Origin of the sequence: Epilithonimonas zeae, assembly GCF_023278365.1 — a bacterium.
Taxonomy (GTDB): Bacteria; Bacteroidota; Bacteroidia; order Flavobacteriales; family Weeksellaceae; genus Epilithonimonas; species Epilithonimonas zeae_A.
Genome location: NZ_CP075338.1, coordinates 357,243 through 383,322 on the forward strand (window position 1 = coordinate 357,243; position 26,080 = coordinate 383,322).

Genomic DNA, 26,080 nt, shown 5'->3' on the forward strand with positions numbered 1-26,080 from the left:
TGTTTTTAAATTCAAAATAATTCTTAAAAATATGAAAATGCCCGAATTTTTCCTATAAGTTATTTCTGATTTTAGAAACCTTTGTTTGATTATTCTTATTTTTGCAGTCGATTTATCATTTATCAATCATCATTTATTTTATATAATGAAGCCGAGCTTAGCAAAAGGAACAAGAGATTTTACCGCGAAAGAAGTTTCCAGAAGAAAATATATCATCAATACATTACAGAATAATTTTGAATTATTTGGATTCCAGCCGTTGGAAACACCAAGTTTCGAAAATCTTTCAACTTTGACAGGAAAATATGGGGAGGAAGGTGATCGATTGATTTTTAAAATCTTAAATTCCGGTGATTACGCTTCAAAAACCAATGAAGAAGACTGGATCAATAAAAATTCTCAGAAACTGATTTCCCAGATTTCCGAAAAAGCACTTCGTTACGACTTAACGGTTCCATTCGCTCGTTTTGTAGCAATGAATCACGGACAATTGGCTTTTCCTTTTAAACGTTATCAGATTCAGCCGGTTTGGAGAGCTGACAGACCTCAGAAAGGGCGATTTAGAGAGTTTTACCAATGTGATGCGGATGTTGTAGGAAGTATCAGTCTTTGGCAGGAAGTTGAATTGTTGCAATTGTATTTTAAATCATTCAAAGATTTGAAGTTATCGGTTTCGATTCATATCAATAACAGAAAAATCCTTTCTGGATTAGCCGAATATGCCGGAATTGCCAATCAATTGATTGATTTTACAGTTGCGTTGGACAAGCTTGATAAAATTGGAAAAGAAGGCGTTGTAAAAGAAATGCAGGAAAAAGGAATTTCTGAAGAAGCAATTTCTAAACTGGATTTTCTTTTCAATCAAACGACAGATGCGTTGGAAAATCTTCTTAATCTTAAAGAAAAATTTGCTGGAAACGAAATCGGACTGAAAGGCGTTGAAGAATTAGAATTTGTTATTACCAATGCTTTGAATCTCGGCATCGATTCTCAAAATTTAGTTTTTGATATTACTTTAGCTCGAGGTTTGGATTATTATACCGGTGCTATTTTCGAAGTTAAAGCTGATGAAGTTGCAATGGGTTCTATCGGCGGCGGTGGACGTTATGATAATCTGACGGAAGTTTTTGGCGTTAAGGATATTCCTGGAATTGGAATTTCTTTTGGCTTGGACAGAATTTATCTGGTAATGGAAGAACTTGGAATTTTCCCTGAAGATTCTGTAAATAATGTAAAGTACCTTTTTGCCAATTACGGAGAAGCTGAATCTATTGAAGCTTTAAAACTGATTGCTGAACTGAGAGAAAGAAATATTTCTGCAGAGCTTTATCCGGAAGCCTCAAAATTGAAAAAGCAGTTCACTTATGCTGAGAAAAAAGGAATAGAAAATCTGGTTTTTCTTGGTGAACAGGAAATTAAAGATGGAAATGTGACAGTTAAAAATCTTAATTCCGGCGAACAGCAAACATTAAAAATAGGTAAGTTTCTGAATTAATTTTCAGAAACTAAACCCTGAATATTATCAACAGAAGAATTAATATTAACTCCCGCTATTTCTTTTTTTCTGTTTCGTATAAAATCTGTGGGTCTAATACCGTTGATCTCAAAGAAAAGGTCTGAGAAGTTTTGTCTTGAAGCAATTCCACATTCTTTTGCCAAAGTATCAATGGTATAATTGAGGTAGATATTCTTTTCAAAAAGTAATTGAGTGATATGTCTGATTCTCAAATCGCCTAGGTACTTGTTGAAATTCATTCCTTTGTTATCATTAATAACATGAGAAAGATAATTGGAATTGGTGTCCAACTGAGTAGCTAACTTCTGTATAGTCAGCCCTTTCTGAGTGAATTGTTTCTTCTCTTCAAATACTTTCAGCTTGTGTAATAGTTCTTCTTTTATCGTCTCTGCGATGTGAGATCGCTTATCGTCATTATTTTCTGTATTATTAACAACAGGTATAGAACTTTCAGGACGTGTATAATTATGTGTTTGCAATTTTTCTTGCAAAACAAAATATTTTTGAAGGATATCTTTTTCTTTTTTAAACTTTTTGAACAGAGTAATGATGAGAAAAGTGGCCAATCCAGCTAACAAAATGATAAACACTCCACCCCAAATATTAACTTTTTCTAATTTACCCTTTTCTTCAAGAAGCGCATTGGTATCGTATTCTCGATGAACTTTAGGAGACAGATAAGCAAAATCTCTTGAGATAATACTATCAGCTTTTAATAATTGAGTAGTATAATACAATTGTTGTTTTGCATCATTCTTTCCTTTATAATAATTGATGAGAAGTTCATAGTTTTCTCTTAATTCGGGCAACAAAAATTCTTGTTTAGTAAAAATAGAATCAATTTTCTTAAAATTAGAAATTGCCAGATCTTCTTTTTTAAGAGCCAAATAACTTTTTCCAATATAGAAGTAATCAACAGATTTCCAAGCAAAATCTTCTTTCATCAAATCCAAAGACTGAGTAAGATAATCGATTGAAGATTCGTATTTACTATTGGAAAATTCAGATAGTCCCTTGCTTTTTAAGAAATAGCCTCTCTCTTGGGAAAAATCTGGTTCGTTGAAAGTTTTTAGTAATCCAATATTGATTAAAGAATCTACTTTTACAAAATCTTTCTTATTTCTATAACAGATAATCATTTGATGTAGACTGTTCAGATAACCTTTTTGATTATTAAAGATTTGAAATTTATGAGCTTTTGTGTTATTAACCTCACTTTCAAAAAAATTGACGCATTCTCGGAATAGATCTAAAGCTTCATCATTATAACCTAAATAGTTTTTAACAACTCCTAAATGGTAAGAAACCTTGTTCTTAAGATATAAATCTCCCGTATTTTTAGAATATTTATAAGCCATTAGATATTCATCCAAAGCAGGCTTATATTTTTTCATTTTTGCATAATAAATACTGCCTTTCAGTACATAAGCTGTAGAAATCCTGTCCTCACTTGTTGATTTGTAGGCGGCATCCAAGCAGCTATCTGCATATTTTATTTTTTTATCAACAGATTTGGAGTAGAAAACCGCATCTCTGTATGCCTGGAAAAGTTCAGGATATTTTTTTTCCTTTTTTGCTTTCTGAATATAAGGATTGATGTAAGAAAAAGCTCGTATGTCATTTTCTGAATAACTTTCATATCCTTTTCGAAAATCTTCATAGCTTTTTGGATTAATGTCTTTGGAAAAAACAAAACCGAAAAACAGGACGAATATGATAAAGAAAAAATTTTTCATTTCAAATTTTAAAAACTTCATCATTTGTGTCCACAAAAATACGGAATTATCAAATATTATTGAAAATTATTTATTAAGAAAAGGTTATGGATTAGAATAATGTAATTTGCGGTTTATATAATTGAAAATCAATTGTTTATATTGGTCGCTATTTGTGAATTAGGACGTCATGATTTCCCAATCGTGACCATGATTTCTTTCACGTATCAAAATTAGGATATAATTTCGTCACAGAAAATGAGAAGAAAACCTTTGTTTTGCATCTCAATAAAATTTATAAAAATTATTACTCAATATGAAAAAATTCATTTCAATCTTAGCAATTGCTTTTGTGTCTTTGAACTTTGTATCTTGTAGACAAGATGATTCAACTTCTGATATGGAAGTTACTTCTCCTCAGGACAATGTCAGCTTTAAAAAAGGCGGTGATAGTACAGAGACGGACACAATAACAGTAACTGCAAATAAAAGACCTGTAGATCCAGATCCACCTGTGAAAGATGGAACTAGCTGGTAATCTATAGTAGATTTTACAACATTCATTCAAGCACTATAAACTGCCTCAATTTATTCAATTAGATTGAGGCAGATTTGAAAATAGGCATTTGAAATGAATATCGGTACGTCATAAAACTGAAATTTGATTTCTTATTTACTTTTAAAGCGATGAAAAACATCCCAACAATTATTTTAGTTTTATTAATGGGTAATGTCAATGCCCAAATTGGAATCAATACTTCTAATCCGTTAGCAACTTTGGAAGTACATAAGTCAATGTCATCCAAGGTTCCGGAAGGGATTATTCCACCCAGAATTACGGCAGATTCTCTTCAAATGAAAGATCATCTTTATGGTCCGGCACAAAATGGAGCGATGATTTATATTACAAAACCTGTTTCAAAAACATCAAGTAGAACACAACAAGTTACAAGTTCTGGCTATTATGTTTATGATGCAGGATATTCTAATCAAGATAAATCTAGAGGGACTTGGAAGAAAATGTTCAGCGACCCAAATGCTTTTGCAGCAAACAGTATTTCTCCAGTTTCTTTTGCTTCAATAGACTTAAGTTCATCTAAATTAAACTTTCAGGCTATTAAATTTGATTCAGCAATTGAGAATGAAATCGGTTCAGAATATATCGCAGATAATCAATATATAGTTCCGGAAACTGGATTGTATGTTATTAATTATTATATCACATTTGATAATATTAATGACAAAGCGGTTACTCAGAGGCCAAGTGTTGCGATTGCAAAATCAAATTCAAGTACTTCTAATCGTACTGTATTAAGCTCAAAAATGTTTGATGGTGTTTTGTCTGAAACTTCAAATAGGATGTCTCTTTCTTCACAGGCGGGAATCAATCACATTTATAACCTTAAACAAGGAGAGAAACTAAATTTTGGATTGATGACAGAGAATGAATCTCTTTCTTTCGGACAGGTTTCTACAGAAATATCAATTTATAAAATAAGATAAAAAACAATGTCTAAATTCAATAATCTAATCTTCGTAAAATTGGTCAACTTCAGTTTGGTAGTTTTAAGAATTTGTTTTGGCGACGGAATCTTCCGTAACAGACCAGAATAAAAAAAGTTTAGTTACTTTTGCAGCAAATTCAATTTTTATGAAGCCTGGACAAACTCAAACTCTTACAATTTCTGAACAAATTTCATCCGGATTTATCCTTCGAGATGAAAACGGTGAAAAAGCTTTCATCCAAAAAGTTTTTGCAGATGATTCTTGGGAAATTGGAGGAGAAGTAGAAGTTTTTGTTTATCAGGAAGAAGGTAGCCTAAAAGCTACCACTGAAAAAGCGAATGCCGAAATAGGGGAGTTTGCAGTTATGACAAGCGTGCAAAGTTTGCCAAGTGGTGCTTTTATGGATTGGGGAATTATCAAAGATCTTTTTATTCCATATAAGCAGCAAAAATCTAAAATCATCGAAGGAAAGCGTTATCTGGTATATGTCTATATCGATGAAGCTACTGGACTGATTACGGGAACAACCAAATTCAAACGTAATCCCCAATACGAAAATTTACCTTTTAAAAATGGCGATAAAGTAGATCTGATTGTCATGAACGAGTCTGAATTAGGTTGGAATGTCGTTATCAACAAGCAATATATAGGATTAATCTACGCTTCTGATGTTTTCAAAAAACTGTATCCACTGTCAGAAGAATCTGGTTATATCAAAACTATTCGTGAAGATGGCAAAATAGATATCACGTTGCAGCCTCAAGGTTTTGAGAATGTAGACGAGTTCAAACAAAAAATCATCGATAAACTAAATGATAACTACGGATTACTTTATTTATCTGACAAATCTTCTCCTGAAGAAATCAAAGACGAGTTGCAAATGAGTAAGAAAAACTTCAAAAAAGCAATTGGAAGTCTTTATAAAGATAAAGTTATCGAAATTTTGGAAGATAAAATCCGATTGCTTTAAATCTGTAAATTATCAGCTTTTTCGAAAATCAATCCTAATAATTTTTCATTGGAATCGTTTTTGTTAATAAAGACAAAATAAAAACTGATGAAAAAAATTCTCATAAGCGGCGCAACCGGACTTGTTGGTAAGAAACTCACCCGAAAGCTATATGAGCGCGGCTACAAAGTTGAAATTCTTGTTCGTTCCAAATCAAAAAATACAGACTTCAAATCCTATATCTGGGACTATGAAAATGGATTTTTAGAAGAAGGTGCCTTAGACAATACTTATATTTTTATCCATTTGGCAGGAGCTTCGATCAGTAAGCGCTGGACGAAAGATTACAAAAAAGAAATCTATAAAAGCAGAATAGATTCGGCGCAGTTCATTTATGAAAAGATGCTGGAGAAAGATATTCATCCAGAGGCAGTTATCTCATCTTCTGCCGTAGGTTTTTATGGACAAATCACATCAGAACATATTTTTTCGGAAGATGATTCGCCCGCAGAAGATTTTTTAGGAAGCATTTGTACAGATTGGGAACTCAAAGCTTTGCAATTTGAAAATCTTGGTAGCAGAGTGGTCAGAATCAGAACTTCAACTGTTTTATCAGAAAAAGGTGGTGCTTTGGAGACGCTGAAAAAACCAATTGAACTGAATGTTGGTGCTGCTCTAGGAAGCGGTAAACAGTATTTTCCTTGGATTCATATTGATGATTTGGTGAATATCTATTTCAAAGCTGTAGAAGATGTTTCTATGAATGGTGCTTATAATGCTTCGGCTCCTGATTTCGTAACCAACGAAATTCTGACCGAAAAAATCGCTTCTCATCTCAATAAGAAAATATTTCTTCCCCATATCCCCAAGTTTATGATTAAAACTATTTTAGGGGAAATGTCAGTTTTGGCTTTGGAAGGAAGTCGAACTTCTTCAGCAAAAATTGAGAATGCAGGATTTAAATTTGTATATGATAATTTGGATAAAGCTTTAGCTGATGTTATTTAACAATTTGTATATTTGAGATTATTCAGTTTCTTATTTATGAAAAATAAAATAACACTTAGGAGTTTAATTTCTTTAAGTTTCCTACTTTTCTTTTTACCATTTTTAAAAACCTGTTCTGACACTCATAGAGCAGAAATAGTTGAAACTGTAGTCGTAGATTCGACAAATACAATTATAAAGGAAAATGACACAGGACATGCATTTAAAAGATTGTCGCAAAAACAAGAAAGTGAAGCTTTAGTAAGAGATGAAAATATTCAAATTGCTAATAAAAAAGAATCTTTGACTTATAGTTTTTATGGACTTTTGATAAACACTTTAGGTAAAGGAGAATTCGATTCAAATCCATTTTTAGACAAAACATTTTATCCATTATTTGGATTTTTGTTGGTATTAATAATAAAAATCGTAATGCTTGGATTATCATTTACTCATAAGATACAAACCGTGAAAAGGCTATCTGTAATTAATTTAATTTTATTAGCGACTTCTACAATTTTACTCTATTTTTGTGAAGTTTTGGAAGCAATAGATCAGATTAAAATTGGTTACTATTTAATCATTATTAATTTTATTTTAATTATTATTTTTTGCAGAAAAGTTCTGAAAGAAAATCCAATAGCTTAAAAAAATCATCAATGAGATTGACTGAAGAAAATAAAGAAAAACTATCTGTTTTAGAAAAAATTGCGAATGGAATTATTTGGTGGGTAGGTTCTATTCAGTCATTGGTTTTTCATACTATTTTTTTTATTGTCAGTTTTGCTTTACCTGTTTTTAATATTGTAGAATTTGAACATATGTTGTTGGTTCTCACAACGGTAGTTTCTTTGGAGGCAATTTATCTGGCAATTTTTATTCAGATGTCAGTTAACAAAAGTTCTGAACATATAGAGGATTTGAAAGAAGATGTTAATGAAATTCAGGAAGATATAGATGAGATTCAGGAAGATATTGAGGAAATTCAGGAAGATGTAGAGGAAATCCAAGAGGATATTGATGAAATCCAAGAAGATGTGGAGGAAATCAATGAAGATGATGACGACGAAGACCACAGCGAACGTGCCAGAACAGTAATGCTGAAAAGCAAGGTCACTAATAATAAGAACGATATCAAAAACCTGAAAGATAAAATCAAAGAACTCGAAAGTTTGATTGAAAAAATAAAAAAAGAAGGGGAGTAAATTATAACTCCAATTTCAAAATCTTCTCCATTTGGTTTTGGTTAACAGCTTCCGGAATCATACTAAAAATAAAATTCCGAAATCCTGTAAAATGTTCCCATTGTGCTAGTTTTCCAAGTGTCCAACTTGTGTTCACAATATGATTAACCTTTTCCTTCCTGAGTATTTCAAATTGAGAAAAAATCTTATTCCAATCCTTTTCAGTTTCCAATAGTTTCCCAATCACAAAAGCATCTTCAACGGCTTGGCAACCGCCTTGTCCCATATTAGACGTTGTTGCGTGGGCTGCGTCACCAATTAAACAAAGATTTTCCGTTGACCAATTATCCATTGGTTTGATGTCGATGATGTCATTCAGAATAATTTGGTCTTTGGAAGTTTTAGAAATCATTTCCAAAATATCAGGATGGAAACCTCTGAATTCCTTCAACAAATCAATACTCTCCGAATAAAACCTCTCATTGATCAAAGCGTACCAATACAAAGTGTTTTCTCTGATTTTCACAAAGCCAAAACGTTTTCCTTTTCCCCACATTTCATAGGCGTTGTGCCTGTATCTTTTCGGAATTTCGGTTTGTAGAATTCCACGCCAGCATTTTTGTTTGGCATTTCTGATTTCGCCAGATTTCAGAATTTGATTTCGAACCAAAGATTTTACGCCATCCGCTCCAAAAACGATTTCACTTTCAATTTCTGTTTTATCTTCAAAAGTCAAATGGTAATTTTCTTTCTTCTCAATTTTCGAAAGACGTTTATTTAGAACAATATGTTCCGAAATATTTTCACTCAAGATTTTTTGCAAATCCGCTCTGTGAATGGCAATGTTGCAGACCTTATATTTGCTTTCAAGTTTTAGAACATCGGTTTTGGAAATGGTTTTTAGATTTTTATCAGTAATGATTAATGCGTGCATTTTCGTTCCTGCATCCTCGATTTTCTCTTTCAATCCGAGTTTGTCAAAGATTTGCATTGCATTTCCAGCCATTGCTATTCCTGCTCCCACAGGTTTTATTTCCGGCGCACTTTAATAGATTTTGAAATCGATGTTTTGTTGCTTTAGAACATTTCCCAAAGTCAAACCGCCAATTCCGCCACCAATGATTGAGATGCTCATTTATTTAACGCTTTTTAATTCTGTCAACAACTGATTTTGCTTGTTGACGAATTGAGTCAAGCTGTCGGTCTTCAAAGGATGGGCTTGTTGATATTTTTCAATTTCAGGAATTGTTTTCTTAATTCTGAAAACAATATATTGGTCTTTGATTTTAGATTGATTTCCATTAATTCGTTGAATCAAATCCTTAATATTCTTAGTCTTTAACTCGTATTTTTCCGAGCTCATCTTTATATATGCTCCCACTTGTTTCTTTGTTATAGAATCTGTAATTGCTCTGGTCAAATGCTTTGCATCATTATAATAGATAGCTGATTTATTAATCACATCCTCATATCTCGAAATTGTCTTTTGAGTTCTTTCATTGATATCGCTGATTTTCTCATCCAATAATTTAAGGTTTTTATCATTTTTCATCAATTCATTATAAATCTGATGAACCATATTTTCACTATATCGCCCTCGTTTTAACGAACTCATTGGAGAAGATTCTGCATTGTCAACGGCATTTTCTACAATTGGAGGATTAGTTTTAGTTTCATCGCAAGAAATAACAAAGAAAGAAAAAGCAAACAATAAAAATATTCTTTTCATAGTGGTTTTTGATTTTAAACAAAGTTAATTTATTCCTTCAATTATAGACACAAAAAAAGCAAGACCAAAAAGTCTTGCTTCAATTTCATTCCGAAAAATGAATTTTTATTTACCAAGGTAAGACTTCAAAATCTTACTTCTTGTATTATGTTTCAATCTCTTGATTGCTTTTTCCTTAATTTGACGAACTCTTTCTCTCGTTAGGTCAAAAGTTTCTCCAATTTCTTCCAAAGTCATTGGGTGTTTTCCGTTCAATCCGAAATACAATCTTACCAAATCAGCTTCTCTCGGCGTCAAAGTTTGAAGAGCCCTTTCAATTTCAATTTGTAGAGATTCCAACATCAGATCTTTGTCTGGACTTGGAGATTCTCCCGAACGCAAAACGTCATAAAGGTTAGAATCTTCACCTTCCACAAGCGGCGCATCCATCGATAGGTGACGACCACTGTTTTTCATAGATTCTTTGATGTCTTCCTCGCTCATATCCAGAACTTCTGCCAATTCTTCCGGAGAAGGCGGTCTTTCGTTCTCTTGCTCCAAGTGAGCATAAGCTTTGTTGATTTTGTTGATAGAACCAATCTTATTCAAAGGTAATCTTACAATTCTCGACTGCTCAGCCAAAGCCTGCAAAATCGATTGACGAATCCACCAAACAGCATAAGAAATGAATTTGAAACCTCTCGTTTCATCATATCTTTTCGCTGCTTTCATCAAACCAAGATTTCCTTCGTTAATCAAATCCGGAAGAGAAAGTCCTTGATTCTGATACTGTTTAGAAACCGAGACCACGAAACGTAAGTTAGCTTTGATTAGTTTTTCCAATGCAGCTCTGTCTCCGGCACGGATTCTCTGAGCCAAATCTACCTCTTCATCAGCGGTAATCAATTCAACTTTTCCAATCTCTTGCAGATACTTGTCTAGTGATGCGGTTTCCCTGTTGGTAACCTGTTTTGTAATTTTTAATTGTCTCATTATAAAAACCTCATTCTGTTAGGTTGCATTATATTATACGATGAGAACATCAAAAAGGTTACAAATATTTTAATTTCATCAGATTAATGTTCATTTTTAACTTAATTTAAAATTAATTAGTAAAATTTGGGCAGCTATTTCCGCCTTCCACTCCCGCTATCCGCCAGAGGCGGATGAGCTCCGTTCAAGTCGGGCTGCAAGATTCCACATAAAAACAACATTAAGTAATAAAATCCAATATTGTCATTCCGTAGGAATCTAGACTGCTGAAATTCCTACGGAATGACAATATTATGTTTAATACTAAATCAGCAAAATCCCATAATCAGCGATAAATTTATAATCAATAAGTACTTCAACCACACATTTCTCTGTAAATCAATTATTCTTAACAAAAATTAGGTTTTCAAAATTCTCTGTATCAATTCTAATTGTTATTTTTGCCGAATGTTTAAAAATCTGATCAGAATTTTTGTTGGTCTATCGTTATTCTCCTGTGGCAAAGAACCTGTTCCAAAGCCCAAAGGAGACTTGCGTCTGGAATACCCCAATCCAAAATATCTGAGTTTTTCTTCACCCTGCAATTATTCCTTTGACTATTCGGATTTCGCGAATATCAAAGATGCAAAACAGCCTTGCTGGTACAATCTGTCTTATCCGAAGATGAAGGCTAATGTTTTCATTACTTATTTTCCAATTAAGAATGATTTTCAGTTACACGTAAAAGAGGTAGAAAAAATGGTTTATGAACATACGATAAAAGCGAGTTCTATAGATACCAAGACTTTTGCTTATCCTGAAAAAAAAGTATACGGGAATTTCTATGAATTGAAGGGACAGACAGCGTCTAATATTCAGTTTTTTGTGACGGATAGTACGAGACATTTTGTAACAGGGAATTTATATTTCAATTCCCGTCCGAAACCGGATTCTTTAGCGCCGGCTGTGGATTATATCAAAAAAGATCTTCTGCATATTATAGATTCCTTTGAATGGAAGAATAACTAAGAAACAAGATAAAAAAAATCAAGAAACAAGATTCTTAATTAAAATTATAAATTAAAATATCCGATCTGATCTCGGAAAAAAAACAAATAAATATGAAATTACTAGCAGTAGGAACTGTAGCATTTGATGCCATCGAAACACCTTTTGGACAAACAGATAAAATTCTTGGTGGTGCAGCCACTTATATTGGTCTAGCAGCTTCATCTTTGGATACAGAAGTAAGTTTGGTTTCTGTAATCGGAGGTGATTTTCCGCAGGAATATCTTGATATGATGACTTCTAAAAACATCAATGTTGATGGAGTAGAAATGGTAAAAGATGGTAAAACTTTTTTCTGGAGCGGGAAATATCATAACGACCTTAATTCCAGAGATACTTTGGTTACGGAACTTAATGTTTTAGCTGATTTTGATCCAAAAGTTCCGGAACATTCTGCAGATGCCGAAGTTTTATTGTTGGGAAATCTTGATCCCGTAGTTCAACTTTCGGTTTTAGAAAGAATGAAAACAAAACCACAACTGGTAATCCTTGATACAATGAATTTCTGGATGGATATCGCTTGGGATAACCTAATGAAAGTAATTGCTAAAACGGATGTTATTACAATTAATGACGAAGAAGCAAGACAACTTTCAGGAGAGTATTCTTTGGTAAAAGCTGCTAAGAAAATCCACGAATTAGGACCAAAATATGTCATCATCAAAAAAGGAGAACACGGCGCTTTGCTTTTCCACGAGGGGAAAGTTTTTGCCATTCCTGCTTTGCCTTTGGAAGAAGTTTTTGATCCAACAGGAGCTGGTGATACTTTCGCTGGAGGATTTGCGGCTTATCTTACGAAGAAAGGCGATTTCAGTTTTGAAACTATGAAAACGGCTATTCTTGTAGGAAGTGCAATGGCTTCTTTCACGGTAGAAAAATTCGGGACAGAAAGAATCGAAACTGTTACAAAAAAAGAATTGTCTGAGAGAATCAATCAATTCAAAGAATTGACCTCTTTCGAATCTACAATATAAATTTAACCTTATCAGAATTTAGCACTCAAATGAGTGTCATAAATTAACATATATAAAATGAAGAAGATTTTTTTTCCAGTTGTTTTAGCATTTGTCTCGCAAACTGCTTTTTCACAATATCTGATTGTTGGCAAAGACAGCATCTCTGTAAAAGATTATATCAAAGAAAATAAATATGGGCTGGAAACCAACGGTCCTGATAAATCTGTAAATTCTACAGTAGAATTTTTGCTATTACAACAATTAGCAAAGGAAAAAAAAGCAGATACGCTTAATTTTTTCGTTAATTCTTACAATCAAAAATTATCTGAGTTAAGAGAGCAAAAATTCTATCCAAAACCGATTATAGATCCATTGGTTCAGGACTTTGTTAATTCGAACAAGATTGAAACTCAGGTTTTACTTTTCATCAAAGAAAAAAAATCGGATGATAAAACCGACTACAAAGCACTTTACAATGAAGTGAAAGCCGGTAAAATGACAATGGAAGATTTCTTGGCAAAAAATGCTAAACCAGAAGCCGCAAAACCATTTTATGTAAAACCAGGAATGCTGGATTATGAGCTTTATCAGCAGATAAAAAATGCTCCGGCTAATTCATATACCACATTTATAGACAAACCCAATGTTGTCGCTTTTGCAAAAGTGGTGAATACAAGACCTAGCCTTGGTTACATGATTTTTGGCGTTTTGTCTCTTCCAAAGGATGATAATTATGAAACGACTAAAGCTAAAATTTATAAAGAACTGGCTTCTGGAAAGAAATTCCAAGCGGTTGTAAAAGAATTTGGCGCTACTGAAGAAGAGAAAAATTCTGGAGGTGCAGTAATGGGATCACCAATTTTACCGGATGAAGTTTATAATGCTCTGAAAGGTCAGAAGAAAGATTATTACACAACAGAACCAATTTTGTTTGGCGACAAATATTTTATCTTCAATATTTATAATATCGAGCCTTATCAATTGACAGATGATAACAGAAGATTTTTCCAAAAAGAAATGTTATCTACAAGTTATGGTGAAGAGGCGACTTCTAAATTGGTAAACTGGCTGAAAACTCAGGATAAATTTACAGAAACTAAAGATTTTGCTGAGATCAAAAAATCTTATCAGGCTTACCTTAATCCGAAAAATCCTAAAGCTGTTCTTTTCACTTATGGGAAGAATGCAGTGACTTACGAAGATCTTAAAAAAGCCATAGATTCTCAGTACAAAAGTTTGGAATTGATTCCAACTGCTCAGTGGGCAGAGCTTGTAGATTACCAGGCGGAGCAATACATTATTGGTGTTTATGCTAAGAATTTTGAAAATCTTCCTGAGGTAAAACCAGAATTGACAGAACTTAAGAAAAATTTATTCTCTGAATATATCTTCTCTGAATATCTGAAAGATGAGGTGAAAAATAATCCTCAGCTTTTTACTGAATATTATAATGCCAACAAGTCCAAATTTGTTTGGGAGAAAAGAGCAGAATCCAGAGCGGCTGTTATTTCTGACCCAAAACTGGTAAATGAAATTGAGAAAGAAGTAAAAGATCCTAAAAAATGGACGGCACTAAAAGAGAAATATAAAAATCAGGTAAACGATAAAAACCAAGTTTTGGTTCATTTTGAAGAAGGTAAGATTCAGGAAAGTGCGGATATTTTCAAAAAACATAATGTACCATTTAAAAAAGGAACTTTTGCAACCAAAATATCAGACAGAGATGTGATTGTTGCCATTGATGAATTGTTGCCGGAACAGCAGATGACGTTGGAAGAATCTAAGGAAGATATGACAGATGCTGTAACAGAAAAAGTATTGCAGACGACTATAGCCAATCAGAGAGCAAAAACTAAAGTTGAGATTGAGCCTGCTTTTATGGCAGAACTGAAGAAAAATTTTAAGAAATAATTATAACAAAAAATGAAGCAGAATTGATGGATAATCCTAATTTTGCAGCTTAATAATCAAAATATAATGTTAAAATACACAAAATGTCTTTTTTTATTGTCTGTTTTTGTTTTCCTGTTTAGTGGAAAATTATCAGCACAATTACAAAAAGGTCAGCTGATAGATGGGATCGCAGCCGTAATTGGTAATGAGATTGTTCTGGAATCTGACATAGAGGATCAAGCGAACTATGCGAAACAGCAGGGCGCCAATGTAGGTGATAAATGTGATTTTATGGAAAGTATCCTGAACAACAAGTTGCTGATCTACGAAGCAAAAAAGGATACATTGATAGAAAACAGAAGTGCAGCTATCAAGGAAATGGCGGGGAACAAATACAACCAAATTCTTGGTCAGTTTCCGGATGAAAAAACAATGTTGGCAGCGTACAAATTTAGAACATCTTACGAGATGAAAACTGCAATCGAAAAAATTGATGCTGATAACTATTATGGCCAGGCCAAATATGGAAGAATTACTGAAAAAGCGGATGTAACGCCAAATGAAGTAACGGATTTTTATAATCAATTCAAATATCAGCTTCCGAATGTAAAAGATGAAGTGACGCTTTCTAAAATCAGTATCTATCCGAAGATTTCTGCAGCTCACAAAAAAGAAATTATTGATAAGCTTAACAAAATAAAGCAGGATATCAAAGGTGGTGAAAGTTTTGAAAACCAAGCAAGAATCTATTCTGAAGATGAAGGTTCTGCTGCTGTTGGTGGGATTTACAAAAACATCAATATGGGACAGATGGTAAAACCGTTTGAAGCTGCCGCGCTTAACCTTCAGGAAGGTGATTTGTCAGATCCTGTGGAATCGGAGTTTGGATACCACTTGATTCAATTGGTGAAAAGGAATGGTAAAAAGTACGACGCAAGACATATTCTCATAAAAAGTACGCCAAACGCCGAGGAAATTACAGCTGCAAAAAAAGAGTTGGATAGTATCAGAACTTTGATTTTGGAGAAGAAAATTACTTTCAAAGATGCAGCTTACAAATATTCAGATGATAAGAGCAACAAATTCAGTGCTGGTATTATGACCAACAACCAAGATGGTTCTGATAAACTAGAGAAACTGAATCTGGATCCAACCATTTCTTATCAGATTGCAGGACTTAAAAAAGGTGATGTTACAGATCCTTTCCAACAAGAGGATTCTCAGAAAAGAAAAATGATAAGCATTGTTCAAGTGAATGATATTATCGATGCGCATCAACTGGAATTGTCCACAGATTATGAAAGAATCAAGGATATGGCGCTGAACAAAAAGAAAAATGAAATCGTAGAAAAATGGGTGACGAATAAAATCCCATCAATTTTTATCTCGATTGACAACAAATATAAAGATTGTAAGTTCCATACAAACTGGTTGAAAACATCAGTTGTTGAAGCTAAATAATCAACTTATTCGAAAATAAAAAATGATGAACATCATTGTTCATCATTTTTTATTGTTTTTAATCTAAACTCATTCTGGTTTTACAATTTTATAATCACCAAATATCCCATCCCATTTTTCATTGTATGTATTGAATTCTATGGAAGTGATTTCGCCATTACTGACATCAACGACATAACTCAAGCCATCTTTTAAACCTTTAATTTCGATATTTTCTCCATTGCTGAATAAAGCATTAATATCGTCAAAATCTCCACTGAAATCCGAATAAATAAGATTGACAATCAAACTATCTTTGTTAAGTTTTCTTTCCTTAACTTTTAGAAAAGGAAGGTGAGGTTTTAAGGATGGATATTTTATTGTTAAGTTATCTACGAGAATTAGTTCTAGTTCGTTTAGTTCATCCATATCACAAATTTAAATGAGTATAATAGTTTAAGAATTCCACCACTCTGGAAAAACCTTCGAATCATCATTCAGATTCAATTTTTCGCCAATGATGGGTGTGGCTATTTTGAAATTTTTACCTTGGCTGTTTTCAAATATTTTCTGCAAAGGTTCGTTCCAAGAATGTTGCGCTAATGCAAATTTTGAAGAATGAACGGGCAAAACATTTTTCACATTCAGATCTTCTACAACCTGTACCAATTCTTCTGGAAGCGTATGGATGTTTCGCCATTTCACATTGTATTGTCCATTTTCTAAAATGGCCCAATCGAAAGGTCCGAATTTCTCTCCAATCTGTTTGAAATGAGAATCGTAACCACTGTCTCCACCAAGAAAAATTGTCTTACTCGGCGTTTCCAGAACAAAAGAAGACCAAAGTGTATTATTCCTTTTAAATCTTCGTCCGGAAAAATGTCTCGCTGGAGTAGAAGTTATCTTAAATCCGGTTGCGATATTTTCACCCTCATACCAATCCATTTCGATGATTTTTTCTTCATCAAAACCCCATTTTTCAAAATGTGAACCTACACCCAGACCACAGATTACGTCTTTAATTTTAGGTTTAAGGCTTTTCACGGTTTTGTAGTCCAAATGATCGTAATGATCGTGCGAAATAATCAAAAAATCAATCTCAGGAAAATCTTCTGCGGAATAAATATCTGTTCCATCAAAAGCTTTTGTAGTTCCCGGGATTGGTGAGGCGTTTCCACTAAAAACTGGATCAACCAGAAATTTTTTTCCATCAAGTTGAAAATAGTAAGACGAATGTCCCATCCAAACTAAGAAATTCTCAGTTATCGGTTGATTTTTCAAATCGGTTTTATGAGTTGGTAAAAGATTTTTAGGTTTTTTATTTTCAGTTTTGTCTGTAATGAATTCCCAAAGAACTTGTCTCATTGTAAAGCCTTCTGCCAAAGATGGCGTATAACTTAAGTTCTGAAAAACACCATCTTTATAATTAGGCGATTGTTTCATCCGGATTAACCTTTTGCCGGAAAAACTGCCACCAAAAACAGGAAGATTGTAAAGATAAATTGCCAAGGCAGCTAACAAAATGAGAAAAGTAAGAATCATAATTAATCGGTCTTTTTTACTATTAAAACCCAATCGTTGTCAAGGATTTTGTAACCTTGGTCATAAACGAAAAAGTATTGTGAGCCGTTTTTATAGGTCACGATTTGTGTGATAAAATCGAAATCAAAATCGGCGTTCTGTAGTTTAAGACGATTGATTTTTGTTTTTCCTTCAAAATTATGTTCAGAAAGTATGCGGTAATTTTTGCGGAGTTTGTTGTTGACGTTCCGCATATAGTTGGTTGTCGTTTTATTTTGTTTATTGTTAAAGGCGTTTCGGCAAGCATCGGAACAGAATTTTTTATCTGATCTTCCAACGATTTTGTCACCACATTCAGGGCAGGTTAGATTTTCCATTTGTGTGTTTATCAATTTAACTAAATTACAAAACTTCAGAAACTTAATGATTAGTTGTTGCTTTTTTCTTAATTAATTTTCCATTCTCAGTGCTCATATCTTTTTCCAAGAAATAGATTGCCTTATTTTCCTTGAAAACTCTGTTCTGTAAATCCTTTTCACTAAAACTTTCACATCCGGTTGGAATCAAAAACGGCTGAACAATTTTTATCCAGTTTCCTTTGATGAAAGAATAGGTTGTCATTGTGTAAGTGCAGCCATTCATCGGTGCTTGATAAATTGAGATTTCGTCGCTCCCATCATCATTCAGATCGCCTTCGTTAATGAGAATAATCTCGCAACAGCCTGCTTTGATCGGTTTTAATTTTACATCAGAAAATCGAATTTCGAATTCTGCTGGTGTACCGTTTTCTATCGGATTTCCTGTTGCTTCTTTAGTTTTGATGACAAAAGCTGTTACTTTTTTACCATTTCCCAGAAAGTTACCTTGGATTTTTTCTCCGATTTTATTTTCGAGTTTTGAATTTTGTCCGAAAGTTAAAACGCTAATAGCCAGAAATGTTATTATAGATTTCATTTTATTAAATCAATTTATCCTCTCTAAAATTATAAAAACTTTCCATTTACAAACGATTACAAACGGATATAAATGCTTTTTAACCGAATCCAGTTTTCTTTTTGATGAATATTTGCAACAGAAAATCAAGCGAAAGACAAAACCCGGCTTGGTTTTAAAAGTTTAATTCAAAAATTTAATATTATGTCTTTAAGAAACAAAGTGACACTTATTGGTCACACAGGAAAAGAAGTAGAAGTTTTCAATTTCGAAAACGGAAATAGAAAAGCAACTGTTAGTCTTGCAACAAGTGATCATTATATTAATGCTGCAGGTGAAAAAGTAGAGGAAACGCAATGGCACAATCTCGTTGCTTTTGGAAAAGTGGTGGATATTCTTGAAAAGTATGTCCCAAAAGGTAAAGAAATAGCAATAGAGGGAAAACTAACTTACAGGTCGTACGATGACAAAGATGGAACAAAACGTTTTTTGACTGAAATCAAAATAGAAGAACTCGTTCTTTTAGGATCTAATAAATAATATCAGATCAACCTTGGCAAGTCAAGAACTTGTTGAGGTTTATATTTAAATTGAATATTATGAAAGTAAAAGTTTTGAAAATTAGGCTCTCCAATCAGTTTCAGAAAATGGATGAGGATTCTGTTAATGATTATTTTTCCAACTTTGAAGTGATTAGTATGGAAACAAAATTGATTGAGAATGAAATCAATTATTGGTCAATTTTACTTTGCTATAAGGAGAAATCTGGCAAACCAATTTCCAATAAAACTATTGTCAACTCAGAAGAAGATTTATCACAAGAAGAAATGATTATTTATAACAAATTGAAAAGTTGGAGAGCCGAAAAAGCAAAACAATATCAGCTTCCACCTTATATTATCTTTCATAATACGCATTTGATGTCCATTGCAAGACATAAACCTTGCACTCTGGAAGACTTGGAAAATGTAAATGGAATCGGGAAATCTAAAATAGAAAAATTTGGGATAGAAATCATCGAAGTTTTGGAAAATGCTTAAATGTAAAATTTACAATAAAAATAACATTCCTAAGGATTGATTTTATGATTTATCTCTTATTTTTGTTATATGCTAAACGATCAAAAAATTGAAAAATTCAGGCAAATTGTAGAGAATAAATTTCAAATCTACAACTCGCTCTTCATGAGTTTGCCTTATGATAAAATGACGAATATTGGGATGTTGCTTCCTTTTCTTTATGAAGAAAGTAAAGATGGCTATAATGTCGGGAAATCTCCGGAAGAAATTGTGGAAGAGTTTTTCCAGAAACATACCGAGTTACAAACAGAAGACCAGAAACTGGAATTGTTGTTTAAAATTATCCAATATATTGAAAGACAAGTGGTTTTGTTTGACAGTATAGAAGATGCGGCTTTCCAGCAATTACATTCTGAAACCGATTCTGGAACGGTAATGAATCTCTATGACAGAGCCAATCAGGAACATCATTTGACAGCCATTCGAAAAAAAATGGATGACTTTGGAATTAAGATTGTTTTCACGGCGCACCCAACTCAGTTTTATCCAAACGCTGTTCAGAGAATCATCCATGATTTGCGTGATGCCATCATTAATGATTCGGTGACGCAAATTGATACCTTGCTTCAGCAATTGGGGAAAACGCCTTTTGTTAATAAAGAAAAACCAACACCACTAGACGAGGCGATGAGCATCATTTATTACCTGAGATATGTTTATTATCAAAGTATTGGTGAGCTTTACAGAAAGATCAAACAAGTTTACGGAACATCTAATTTCACGCCGAGCCCAGATATTATTCAGTTAGGGTTTTGGCCAGGTGGAGACCGCGATGGAAATCCTTTTGTAACGGCAGATATCACTATGAAAGTGGCTGAAGAATTGAGAATTTCTATTCTTAAAGATTATTATGGACATCTTAAAATTGTAAGAAGGAGACTGAGTTTCCGTGGTGTTTCTGATGTCTTGGATAAATTGAGTAAAAATCTTTATGCTTCCATCTTCCAAAAAGAGGCGCGAATTTCAACTGATGAAATTGTAAAAAAACTGGATGAGGCAGAAAAAATTCTTAAAGAAGAACATAATGCACTTTTCATAGATGTGTTAGATGACTTTAGAGATCGAGTGAAGATTTTCGGAACTCACTTTGCGACTTTGGATATCCGTCAGGACAGTAGAGTTCATCAAAATGTAATCGATGATATTTTCAAAAAAGTAATAGACGGAAATGCAGATTCCAGAACGGATGATGAAAAAGTTCAGCTTTTGATTGATTCTAATCAGGTTTTGGATCCACAAGATTTTGAAGATGAAATGACGTGTGAAACTCTGAAAAGTATTTATAATATCAAAAAAATTCAGGAGAGTAATGGCGAGCGAGGAATGCATCGTTATATCATTTCCAACTCGGATGAAGTGAAAGATGTGATGAATGTTTATGCTATGATGAAACTTTGTGGTTATGCAGATGATGAAATCAACATTGATATAGTTCCGTTGTTTGAAACGATGGAAGGTCTTGACAGATCGGAAGAAGTGATGAGAACTTTGTATAATCATCCGATTTATAAGAAGCATCTGCAAAAACGAAACAACAAACAAATCATTATGCTTGGCTTTTCAGACGGAACCAAAGATGGTGGTTATCTGAAAGCGAACTGGCAAATCTATACTTCGAAAGAGAAGTTGACTAAAATCTCTGAGGAAAACGGAGTGAAAGTTGTTTTCTTTGATGGTAGAGGTGGACCGCCAGCGAGAGGTGGTGGAAAAACCCACGATTTCTATGCTTCGCAAGGAAAAACGATTGCGAATAATCAAATTGAGTTGACGATACAAGGGCAAACTATTACGAGTGTTTTTGGAAATAAAGATCAGGCAAAATTCAATTTTGAACAGTTGTTGACAGCTGGGATTGAGAATGATGTTTTCAAAAGTGTGAAAAAAGATTTGAACGACGGCGAAAGAAAATTAATCTCAGAATTAGCAGACATCAGTTATGGTAAATATTCTGATTTGAAGGCGCATCCAATGTTTGTTCCTTACCTGCAAGAGATGAGTACTTTGGAATACTATGGCCGAACTAATATCGGAAGTCGACCAAGTAAAAGAGGGGCGGGTTCTGAACTGAAGTTTGAAGATCTTCGTGCGATTCCGTTTGTGGGATCCTGGGCTCAGCTAAGACAGAATGTTCCTGGGTTCTTCGGATTTGGCTCTGCTTTGAAGGCTTTGAAAGATGCAGGAAGATTTGATGAAATTAAAGAATTATATAAAGGTTCGGACTTCTTCAAAACGCTAGTTCTCAATTCGATGATGAGTATGAATAAGACTTATTTCCCGCTGACTTATTATATGAGAAATAATGAGAAATTCGGTGAGTTCTGGAATATTCTTTTTGCTGAATTCTCTTTGTCTAAAGAAATGATGCTGGAACTAACCGGTTATAATATCCTGATGCAGGAAGAACCTATCAACAGAAAATCTATCAGAATTAGAGAAAAAATCGTACTTCCGCTGTTGAGTATCCAGCAATATGCTTTGATTAAAATCCAAAAAGGAGAAGGCGATCGTGAGTCTTATGAGAAGCTTGTGATGCGTTCCTTGTTTGGAAATATTAATGCCAGTAGAAACTCGGCTTAGTAGTAAAATTATGATTTATAAATTATAAATTGATTAAAGACGGTATAATAAAAAAACTCTCAATCATTTAAGAGTTTTTATCGTTAATAACTCAAGATAAATTTTTGCTTTGATGATTATGAGGAAAAGAATTGATAATCATCCAAAGAAAAACTGCAAAACCAAGTTTGTCATAGCTCCAATCAAGTTGAAATGGAATGAATGTCATAGCACTTAAAACCGCAATCAACAACATTAGAGTCCAAGATATTTTAGTCTTGAATATATACTTTGTAGCATTTTGGAATATTATTGATTCTAAAAAAGCTCCCAGGAAAAATGAGATGATAGGTTCTGTCATTATACAAATAACTGAAGGAAACCAAGTAGAAAATCACGTTACTGACTACTAAATGTCTTATTAAATCTAATTTGTTTCGTTTAAAGCCTGCTACAAGTAAAGGAAACAGTATAGCTCCAATTAACATTAATATAGTAACGATTCTTTCATCACCATTGTTTTCAAGAGTAACTCCGGCAATCCAAAATAAAGTTGGAGCTATTATACAATAGGTGAATCTTTTATACATTGATAGAAGAATTACAGTTGTGATTTCGAACAAAATTCTTTTGCATTGCTTTACTCCTTAATAAAATTCAAACAAAAGAAATTGACAATTGCAATAATTATCCAAAACGGTGAAGCAAAGACGATTGCAAAAATAAACATCGGAATAATGCCTTTTAAGCCTGCTGTTATGATGTTATCCATTGGCAAGCGCATTCCGATAGAGGTAAAAATGCAAGCAATCATCATTCCTGATAAACTTAGCAAAATTGAGATGCCAACGAGTTGCCATTTTGTTTGTTTTTGAATGTTTTGCTGTAATCGGTAAAATGAAAATCCGTAAAGAATAATGATACAGAAAGAAATAATTAAGCGATAAATGATTGCCAAATCAGGAAACATCAACAAAGCAAGATTGCCAATAATTAAATTGAGAACGATACAAAATATAGCAATTGATTTAAATCGGTTAGACATTTCTTAATGGAATTGTGTTGTGTAAATATAACAGATACTTCGGAAAGAAAAAACCTCACAAGCAATGATTTGAAAATGTATTTGTTATAATCTTATTAATATTGATTAGACTAAGATGGCATAAATTCTGATAAGTAGCTAATATCAAATCACAAAATTATGGCAATAGAATTACATTTGAAAAAGAACGAAGCATTGAAAACTTATCTGCCTTCAACCTTATTAATTTCCAAAGAAAACTACAATCTACATTTGGCGCAGCGTTATTTTTATGCTGGAGTTTATGCTGACAAAGAGGCTCTGAAAAAGTATATTAATGAGGATATCTATTTCTATGATCTTTACATCACTTACCATAATTTTCATCAGGATGTTCCAACTAAATAAATTCTATGATTGTATTTAATTAGCAATGGCTCAATTTGTGCAAGTAGGACTAACATCGAATCCAATTATTATGTACAAGAAAATACTTGCAGGTTTGGGCGGTGCGATTGCCCTGAACCTTTTGCACGAAATCGTTAGGAAAAACTGCACGAATGTGCCGGAAGTGAACAAAGTAGGAGAGGAAGCTCTCAACAAAGCTTTGGATACTGTCAATATGAAAATTACCAACCACGACCAACTCTATGCTGCAACACTGGCGGGAGATGTTATCAGTAATGCTGCTTATTATGCAGCAACAGCTACAAGTGGTTTTAATATTGCATCGGATATTACTGCTGGTTTAGGAGCGGTGGTATTACCAAAACAAATGGGTCTTGATGATGCTCCAGTTGCGGAAACGACACAGAAAAAACTGTTGACTGTAGGTTATTATCTTTTTGGAGCCGTGGTAACAAAACTCATCTATCATAAAATAAAATAGGATATTAAAAAGCCTCGTTTCATCCATTGAAACGAGGCTTTTTTTATTCTTTAATGAATTTTTCAACTTTTTCTCCAAAATCGGTTTTTATTTTCAGGATGTAATTTCCTTTTGATAATTGAGAAACATTGACTTTAGTAGATTTTTCTGTTTTTATGAGAATTCCTAAAGTATTATATATTTTAACGAAATTATTATGAATCATAATCATCATTAGTTAAAATCGATAAATACCAAAAGCCTATTTCGTCGCCATAATTATTTTCTCCAGTAGTTGATCTGATAATAAATGTTGTTGTTGCACCTCGATATATTTTTTTCATTTCATTATCTACTATTTCTGAAGATATCAGTTTACATCCATATCCTTTTATAGCATTCATATACTCTGTATATTTTGCTTTTTTAAAGAACTGAATTGTAATTTTCGTTTTATCAAAGTCATTTTTGAAGGCATAGAGTATATAAGATTCTGCATGATCGGGTTGATCTGGTACTTTATTATATAAAAAAAAGACTTGTGAAAATTCTTCGTTGAAATCAGCTTTACCAGCTTCTTTAAACTCCCAACCTTTAGAAACCAAATATTCTTCAGCATTAGCTAAATTTTTCTTTCTAATTTCTAAGAGCTGAGCTAATGATAAATTTTGAGCTTGTAAGGCAATATTTATTAAACTAAAAATAATTAATAGTAAAAAGTTTTTCATTTATAGTTTGTATGATTTTATTAGTTTAGATTAAAGCCTCGCTCAAATGAATGAAACGAGGCTTTATTTTTTAAAAAGAGAAAAAACTTAAACTTTTAAGATTTCTGCTTCTTTGATTTTCAAATGTTCATCAGCTTTCTTAACATAAGCATCTGTCAAATCCTGAATGTCTTTTTCAACCCCTTTAATAAGGTCTTCCGCAACACCTTCCAATCTTTTCAGTTCTTTGTTACCTTCTTGTCTCGCGTTTCTGATGGTTACTTTTGTCTGATCAGTTTCTCCTTTTGCCTGTTTTGCCAATTCGCGTCTTCTGTCCTCTGTTAAAGGCGGAACATTGATAATGATAACATCACCATTGTTAGACGGTGCAAATCCAAGGTTAGAGTTTACGATTCCTTTTCCAATTGCTCCCAAGGCTGTTCTGTCCCAAGGCTGGATAGAAAGCGTCATTGCATCTACCACAGAAACGTTGGCGACTTGACTAAGTGGAGTTGGTGCACCGTAGTATTCTACCATTACATCCTGTACCATAGCTGTAGAAGCACGACCTGCTCTAATCTTTTGAAAAGCGTGATCCAAATGCTTGATTGCAGCATCCATCTCTTGCTTTACCGATGCTACAATGAGTTCTAATTCTTCCATTGTATATTTAAAATTTGATAATTGACACATATTTTATTCATAAATGATAATTTATAAACGATAAATAATTCGATATTGATATCATTTATCACTCATTAATTATCAATTATACGTTAACTAAGGTTCCGATATTTTCTCCGTCTACCAGTTTTTCCAGATTACCTTCTTTGTTCATATCAAAAACGATGATTGGTAACTTGTTTTCGTGGCTCAAAGTGAAAGCGGTCATATCCATAACTTTCAGATTTTTTTCAAAAACCTCGTCGAAAGATAGGCTGTTGAATTTCACTGCGTCTGCATTTTTTTCAGGATCACTGTCGTATATTCCGTCCACTCTGGTTCCTTTCAGGATTACATCTGCGTCAATTTCGATTGCTCTAAGTGTTGCAGCAGTATCTGTCGTGAAATATGGATTTCCAGTTCCAGCTCCGAAGATTACAACACGTCCTTTTTCCAAATGACGAACTGCTTTTCTTTTGATGAAAGGTTCAGCTACTTTGTCCATTTCGATAGCAGATTGCAATCTGGTGATAATTCCGGCATCTTCCAAAGCACCTTGTAGAGCCATTCCGTTGATAACCGTTGCAAGCATTCCCATATAATCTCCCTGAACGCGGTCCATTCCTTTTGCAGCACCGGCTAATCCTCTGAAAATATTTCCACCACCGATAACAATCGCTACTTCGCAGCCTTTATCTACTACTTTTTTGATTTCGACTGCATACTCTTTCAGTCTGTCGTTATCGATGCCGTATTGGCGTTCTCCCATAAGTGCTTCACCACTCAATTTCAGAAGGATTCTTTTATATTTCATCTAGCTTGTAATTACTTTTTG

General features: G+C 33.4%; 29 protein-coding genes. 17 read left to right on the forward strand and 12 right to left on the reverse strand.

Annotated features, from left to right (window positions below):
• The first annotated feature begins 145 nt into the window (after window positions 1-145).
• On the forward strand, window positions 146-1,495 hold the full coding sequence (gene hisS / locus KI430_RS01400) for a histidine--tRNA ligase (protein ID WP_248876513.1): 1,350 nt from the start codon (window positions 146-148) through the stop codon (window positions 1,493-1,495).
• On the opposite strand, the gene KI430_RS01405 is transcribed toward hisS, so the two are convergent.
• Window positions 1,492-3,252: a helix-turn-helix domain-containing protein gene (locus KI430_RS01405; RefSeq protein ID WP_248876514.1), complete on the reverse strand. Its 1,761-nt coding sequence runs from the start codon at window positions 3,250-3,252 to the stop codon at window positions 1,492-1,494. The two genes, hisS and KI430_RS01405, sit on opposite strands and share 4 nt — an antisense overlap.
• 295 nt (window positions 3,253-3,547) lie before the next feature.
• On the opposite strand from KI430_RS01405, the gene KI430_RS01410 reads away from it, so the two are divergent.
• From KI430_RS01410 to KI430_RS01435, 6 genes are all read left to right on the forward strand, one after another.
• Entirely contained in the window at window positions 3,548-3,769 is a 222-nt protein-coding gene (locus KI430_RS01410; protein ID WP_248876515.1) for a hypothetical protein, read from the forward strand.
• A gap of 149 nt (window positions 3,770-3,918) precedes the next feature.
• Window positions 3,919-4,734, forward strand: a complete 816-nt coding sequence (locus tag KI430_RS01415; protein WP_248876516.1) for a hypothetical protein — start codon at window positions 3,919-3,921, stop codon at window positions 4,732-4,734.
• A 148-nt stretch (window positions 4,735-4,882) separates the two neighbouring features.
• The gene (locus KI430_RS01420) at window positions 4,883-5,707 is read left to right on the forward strand and encodes a S1 RNA-binding domain-containing protein (RefSeq protein WP_248876517.1); all 825 of its coding nucleotides are present in this window, start codon (window positions 4,883-4,885) and stop codon (window positions 5,705-5,707) included.
• 87 nt (window positions 5,708-5,794) lie between these two features.
• A complete protein-coding gene (locus tag KI430_RS01425) occupies window positions 5,795-6,694 on the forward strand; it encodes a TIGR01777 family oxidoreductase (protein WP_248876518.1) in 900 nt (299 codons plus the stop codon).
• A 36-nt stretch (window positions 6,695-6,730) separates the two neighbouring features.
• Complete coding sequence (locus KI430_RS01430) at window positions 6,731-7,321, forward strand: hypothetical protein (protein ID WP_248876519.1); 591 nt, start codon at window positions 6,731-6,733, stop codon at window positions 7,319-7,321.
• 11 nt (window positions 7,322-7,332) lie between these two features.
• Entirely contained in the window at window positions 7,333-7,878 is a 546-nt protein-coding gene (locus KI430_RS01435; RefSeq protein WP_248876520.1) for a coiled-coil domain-containing protein, read from the forward strand.
• A 1-nt stretch (window position 7,879) separates the two neighbouring features.
• Here the strand turns inward: KI430_RS01435 and KI430_RS01440 are convergent, their stop codons facing one another.
• The 3 genes from KI430_RS01440 to KI430_RS01450 all read right to left on the reverse strand — a co-directional run bounded on the left by KI430_RS01440 (window position 7,880) and on the right by KI430_RS01450 (window position 10,558).
• On the reverse strand, window positions 7,880-8,881 hold the full coding sequence (locus KI430_RS01440) for an FAD-dependent monooxygenase (protein WP_248876521.1): 1,002 nt from the start codon (window positions 8,879-8,881) through the stop codon (window positions 7,880-7,882).
• A 111-nt stretch (window positions 8,882-8,992) separates the two neighbouring features.
• Window positions 8,993-9,586 carry a hypothetical protein gene (locus KI430_RS01445; protein WP_248876522.1) on the reverse strand — a complete coding sequence of 198 codons (594 nt, stop codon included), beginning with the start codon at window positions 9,584-9,586 and terminating at the stop codon, window positions 8,993-8,995.
• A 105-nt stretch (window positions 9,587-9,691) separates the two neighbouring features.
• Window positions 9,692-10,558 (reverse strand): RNA polymerase sigma factor RpoD/SigA, encoded by an 867-nt coding sequence (locus tag KI430_RS01450; RefSeq protein ID WP_027383822.1) that lies wholly within the window; start codon window positions 10,556-10,558, stop codon window positions 9,692-9,694.
• Between the two features lie 447 nt (window positions 10,559-11,005).
• Between KI430_RS01450 and gldD the strand changes: the two genes are divergently transcribed.
• The 4 genes from gldD to KI430_RS01470 all read left to right on the forward strand — a co-directional run bounded on the left by gldD (window position 11,006) and on the right by KI430_RS01470 (window position 15,915).
• Entirely contained in the window at window positions 11,006-11,566 is a 561-nt protein-coding gene (gene gldD / locus KI430_RS01455) for a gliding motility lipoprotein GldD (RefSeq protein ID WP_248876523.1), read from the forward strand.
• A 92-nt stretch (window positions 11,567-11,658) separates the two neighbouring features.
• Window positions 11,659-12,579: a PfkB family carbohydrate kinase gene (locus KI430_RS01460; RefSeq protein WP_248876524.1), complete on the forward strand. Its 921-nt coding sequence runs from the start codon at window positions 11,659-11,661 to the stop codon at window positions 12,577-12,579.
• 57 nt (window positions 12,580-12,636) lie between these two features.
• Window positions 12,637-14,472, forward strand: coding sequence for a hypothetical protein (locus KI430_RS01465; protein WP_248876525.1), 1,836 nt, complete (start codon window positions 12,637-12,639; stop codon window positions 14,470-14,472).
• Between the two features lie 66 nt (window positions 14,473-14,538).
• Window positions 14,539-15,915: a peptidylprolyl isomerase gene (locus tag KI430_RS01470; protein ID WP_248876526.1), complete on the forward strand. Its 1,377-nt coding sequence runs from the start codon at window positions 14,539-14,541 to the stop codon at window positions 15,913-15,915.
• A 69-nt stretch (window positions 15,916-15,984) separates the two neighbouring features.
• Here KI430_RS01470 and KI430_RS01475 read toward each other — a convergent pair whose 3' ends face one another.
• The 4 genes from KI430_RS01475 to KI430_RS01490 are packed head-to-tail and all read right to left on the reverse strand — an operon-like array spanning window position 15,985 to window position 18,369.
• A complete protein-coding gene (locus KI430_RS01475; RefSeq protein WP_248876527.1) occupies window positions 15,985-16,323 on the reverse strand; it encodes a hypothetical protein in 339 nt (112 codons plus the stop codon).
• Between the two features lie 27 nt (window positions 16,324-16,350).
• Window positions 16,351-17,436 carry an MBL fold metallo-hydrolase gene (locus tag KI430_RS01480; protein WP_248876528.1) on the reverse strand — a complete coding sequence of 362 codons (1,086 nt, stop codon included), beginning with the start codon at window positions 17,434-17,436 and terminating at the stop codon, window positions 16,351-16,353.
• A gap of 2 nt (window positions 17,437-17,438) precedes the next feature.
• Window positions 17,439-17,792, reverse strand: coding sequence for a DUF2116 family Zn-ribbon domain-containing protein (locus KI430_RS01485; RefSeq protein ID WP_248876529.1), 354 nt, complete (start codon window positions 17,790-17,792; stop codon window positions 17,439-17,441).
• A gap of 43 nt (window positions 17,793-17,835) precedes the next feature.
• Window positions 17,836-18,369 (reverse strand): hypothetical protein, encoded by a 534-nt coding sequence (locus tag KI430_RS01490; protein ID WP_248876530.1) that lies wholly within the window; start codon window positions 18,367-18,369, stop codon window positions 17,836-17,838.
• Between the two features lie 183 nt (window positions 18,370-18,552).
• On the opposite strand from KI430_RS01490, the gene KI430_RS01495 reads away from it, so the two are divergent.
• The 6 genes from KI430_RS01495 to KI430_RS01520 all read left to right on the forward strand — a co-directional run bounded on the left by KI430_RS01495 (window position 18,553) and on the right by KI430_RS01520 (window position 23,896).
• Window positions 18,553-18,888: a single-stranded DNA-binding protein gene (locus tag KI430_RS01495; protein WP_248876531.1), complete on the forward strand. Its 336-nt coding sequence runs from the start codon at window positions 18,553-18,555 to the stop codon at window positions 18,886-18,888.
• Between the two features lie 59 nt (window positions 18,889-18,947).
• Complete coding sequence (locus tag KI430_RS01500; RefSeq protein ID WP_248876532.1) at window positions 18,948-19,388, forward strand: HRDC domain-containing protein; 441 nt, start codon at window positions 18,948-18,950, stop codon at window positions 19,386-19,388.
• Between the two features lie 69 nt (window positions 19,389-19,457).
• Window positions 19,458-22,004: a phosphoenolpyruvate carboxylase gene (locus KI430_RS01505; protein ID WP_248876533.1), complete on the forward strand. Its 2,547-nt coding sequence runs from the start codon at window positions 19,458-19,460 to the stop codon at window positions 22,002-22,004.
• Window positions 22,005-22,654: 650 nt separating this feature from the next.
• Window positions 22,655-22,858, forward strand: coding sequence for a hypothetical protein (locus KI430_RS01510; protein WP_248876534.1), 204 nt, complete (start codon window positions 22,655-22,657; stop codon window positions 22,856-22,858).
• A gap of 329 nt (window positions 22,859-23,187) precedes the next feature.
• Window positions 23,188-23,415 (forward strand): hypothetical protein, encoded by a 228-nt coding sequence (locus KI430_RS01515; RefSeq protein WP_248876535.1) that lies wholly within the window; start codon window positions 23,188-23,190, stop codon window positions 23,413-23,415.
• Between the two features lie 70 nt (window positions 23,416-23,485).
• Window positions 23,486-23,896, forward strand: a complete 411-nt coding sequence (locus tag KI430_RS01520) for a hypothetical protein (RefSeq protein WP_248876536.1) — start codon at window positions 23,486-23,488, stop codon at window positions 23,894-23,896.
• Window positions 23,897-23,939: 43 nt separating this feature from the next.
• Here KI430_RS01520 and KI430_RS01525 read toward each other — a convergent pair whose 3' ends face one another.
• The 4 genes from KI430_RS01525 to pyrH all read right to left on the reverse strand — a co-directional run bounded on the left by KI430_RS01525 (window position 23,940) and on the right by pyrH (window position 26,059).
• A complete protein-coding gene (locus KI430_RS01525) occupies window positions 23,940-24,101 on the reverse strand; it encodes a T9SS type A sorting domain-containing protein (RefSeq protein WP_248876537.1) in 162 nt (53 codons plus the stop codon).
• Window positions 24,091-24,603: a hypothetical protein gene (locus KI430_RS01530; protein WP_248876538.1), complete on the reverse strand. Its 513-nt coding sequence runs from the start codon at window positions 24,601-24,603 to the stop codon at window positions 24,091-24,093. Before KI430_RS01530 ends, KI430_RS01525 begins: the two co-directional genes overlap by 11 nt.
• An 87-nt stretch (window positions 24,604-24,690) precedes the next feature.
• Window positions 24,691-25,245: a ribosome recycling factor gene (frr, locus tag KI430_RS01535; protein WP_248876539.1), complete on the reverse strand. Its 555-nt coding sequence runs from the start codon at window positions 25,243-25,245 to the stop codon at window positions 24,691-24,693.
• A 106-nt stretch (window positions 25,246-25,351) separates the two neighbouring features.
• Entirely contained in the window at window positions 25,352-26,059 is a 708-nt protein-coding gene (gene pyrH, locus KI430_RS01540; RefSeq protein ID WP_027383816.1) for a UMP kinase, read from the reverse strand.
• Window positions 26,060-26,080: the final 21 nt, after the last annotated feature.

Bases quoted from the DNA above. Each gene is read 5' to 3' on its own strand.
- hisS (WP_248876513.1), top strand. From the start codon at position 146: ATGAAGCCGAGCTTAGCAAAAGGAACAAGAGATTTTACCGCGAAAGAA.
- KI430_RS01405 (WP_248876514.1), bottom strand. From the start codon at position 3,252: ATGAAAAATTTTTTCTTTATCATATTCGTCCTGTTTTTCGGTTTTGTT.
- KI430_RS01410 (WP_248876515.1), top strand. From the start codon at position 3,548: ATGAAAAAATTCATTTCAATCTTAGCAATTGCTTTTGTGTCTTTGAAC.
- KI430_RS01415 (WP_248876516.1), top strand. From the start codon at position 3,919: ATGAAAAACATCCCAACAATTATTTTAGTTTTATTAATGGGTAATGTC.
- KI430_RS01420 (WP_248876517.1), top strand. From the start codon at position 4,883: ATGAAGCCTGGACAAACTCAAACTCTTACAATTTCTGAACAAATTTCA.
- KI430_RS01425 (WP_248876518.1), top strand. From the start codon at position 5,795: ATGAAAAAAATTCTCATAAGCGGCGCAACCGGACTTGTTGGTAAGAAA.
- KI430_RS01430 (WP_248876519.1), top strand. From the start codon at position 6,731: ATGAAAAATAAAATAACACTTAGGAGTTTAATTTCTTTAAGTTTCCTA.
- KI430_RS01435 (WP_248876520.1), top strand. From the start codon at position 7,333: ATGAGATTGACTGAAGAAAATAAAGAAAAACTATCTGTTTTAGAAAAA.
- KI430_RS01445 (WP_248876522.1), bottom strand. From the start codon at position 9,586: ATGAAAAGAATATTTTTATTGTTTGCTTTTTCTTTCTTTGTTATTTCT.
- KI430_RS01450 (WP_027383822.1), bottom strand. From the start codon at position 10,558: ATGAGACAATTAAAAATTACAAAACAGGTTACCAACAGGGAAACCGCA.
- gldD (WP_248876523.1), top strand. From the start codon at position 11,006: ATGTTTAAAAATCTGATCAGAATTTTTGTTGGTCTATCGTTATTCTCC.
- KI430_RS01460 (WP_248876524.1), top strand. From the start codon at position 11,659: ATGAAATTACTAGCAGTAGGAACTGTAGCATTTGATGCCATCGAAACA.
- KI430_RS01465 (WP_248876525.1), top strand. From the start codon at position 12,637: ATGAAGAAGATTTTTTTTCCAGTTGTTTTAGCATTTGTCTCGCAAACT.
- KI430_RS01470 (WP_248876526.1), top strand. From the start codon at position 14,539: ATGTTAAAATACACAAAATGTCTTTTTTTATTGTCTGTTTTTGTTTTC.
- KI430_RS01475 (WP_248876527.1), bottom strand. From the start codon at position 16,323: ATGGATGAACTAAACGAACTAGAACTAATTCTCGTAGATAACTTAACA.
- KI430_RS01480 (WP_248876528.1), bottom strand. From the start codon at position 17,436: ATGATTCTTACTTTTCTCATTTTGTTAGCTGCCTTGGCAATTTATCTT.
- KI430_RS01485 (WP_248876529.1), bottom strand. From the start codon at position 17,792: ATGGAAAATCTAACCTGCCCTGAATGTGGTGACAAAATCGTTGGAAGA.
- KI430_RS01490 (WP_248876530.1), bottom strand. From the start codon at position 18,369: ATGAAATCTATAATAACATTTCTGGCTATTAGCGTTTTAACTTTCGGA.
- KI430_RS01495 (WP_248876531.1), top strand. From the start codon at position 18,553: ATGTCTTTAAGAAACAAAGTGACACTTATTGGTCACACAGGAAAAGAA.
- KI430_RS01500 (WP_248876532.1), top strand. From the start codon at position 18,948: ATGAAAGTAAAAGTTTTGAAAATTAGGCTCTCCAATCAGTTTCAGAAA.
- KI430_RS01505 (WP_248876533.1), top strand. From the start codon at position 19,458: ATGCTAAACGATCAAAAAATTGAAAAATTCAGGCAAATTGTAGAGAAT.
- KI430_RS01515 (WP_248876535.1), top strand. From the start codon at position 23,188: ATGGCAATAGAATTACATTTGAAAAAGAACGAAGCATTGAAAACTTAT.
- KI430_RS01520 (WP_248876536.1), top strand. From the start codon at position 23,486: ATGTACAAGAAAATACTTGCAGGTTTGGGCGGTGCGATTGCCCTGAAC.
- KI430_RS01525 (WP_248876537.1), bottom strand. From the start codon at position 24,101: ATGATTCATAATAATTTCGTTAAAATATATAATACTTTAGGAATTCTC.
- KI430_RS01530 (WP_248876538.1), bottom strand. From the start codon at position 24,603: ATGAAAAACTTTTTACTATTAATTATTTTTAGTTTAATAAATATTGCC.
- frr (WP_248876539.1), bottom strand. From the start codon at position 25,245: ATGGAAGAATTAGAACTCATTGTAGCATCGGTAAAGCAAGAGATGGAT.
- pyrH (WP_027383816.1), bottom strand. From the start codon at position 26,059: ATGAAATATAAAAGAATCCTTCTGAAATTGAGTGGTGAAGCACTTATG.